This window comes from Cupriavidus basilensis, assembly GCF_029335485.1.
GTDB classification, from domain to species: domain Bacteria; phylum Pseudomonadota; class Gammaproteobacteria; order Burkholderiales; family Burkholderiaceae; genus Cupriavidus; species Cupriavidus basilensis_E.
In genome coordinates this window covers 1-782 of sequence record NZ_JARJLM010000225.1, presented here as the reverse complement: position 1 = coordinate 782, position 782 = coordinate 1, and the positions used below count along the sequence as shown (strand labels likewise).

Below are 782 nucleotides of genomic sequence, written 5' to 3'. Positions count from 1 at the left end.
TCACAGCTTCAACCAGATGGTGCGCGACCTGCGCCAGCTCGATGACGACCGCGTGGTGATGCTCGCCGGCATTTCGCACGACTTGCGCACGCCGCTCACCCGGCTGCGCCTGGAAACCGAAATGTCGCCCGTGGATAACACCACCCGCGAAGCGATGATCGCCGACATCGAACAGATGGACGCCATCATCGGGCAGTTCCTCAACTACGCGCGGCCGGCGCTGGAAACCGTCGAGCCAGTCGATCTCTCGGCCCTGGTACAGGACGCGGTCAGCGTCTACGGCGCGCACGACGACGTGCGCGTGCACGTACGCGCCAGCGAGCCGGTCATGGCCGTGGCCAATCGCATGGAAGTACAGCGCATCCTGGACAACCTGGTCGAAAACGCGCGGCGCTATGCCAAGGACGAAGACAACGGCATGGCCGTGGTCGAGATCAGCACGCGGATCGAGGACAAGGAAGCCGTGTTGACGGTGGCCGACCATGGCAGCGGGGTGCCGGATGCGCAATTGCCGTTGCTGACCAGGCCGTTCTACCGGCTGGACGGCGCTCGCAGCGAGGCCAAGGGGGCCGGGTTGGGGATGTCGATCGTCAACCGGATCCTGCAGAGGAATGGGGGGAGGCTGATGCTGGCTAATCGGCCGCCGCCGGCTACTGGCCTGGTGGTTAGTGCGTTTTTCAGGCGGGCGTAGGTTTTGGGTTTTGGTTTTGGGAGATCAAAATCAAAATCAACGGCTTAACGGCTTAACTTCAAAGTCAACTGCAGTTTCGCCGCCCCGAAGG

1 protein-coding gene is annotated in these 782 nt (G+C 62.8%); it reads left to right on the top strand.

Annotation, left to right across the window (positions count from 1 at the left end):
• Positions 1–691 (top strand): ATP-binding protein (locus P3W85_RS13215; RefSeq protein WP_276265109.1); only part of this gene is annotated, 691 nt, incomplete at its 5' end.
• Positions 692–782 lie beyond the last annotated feature (91 nt).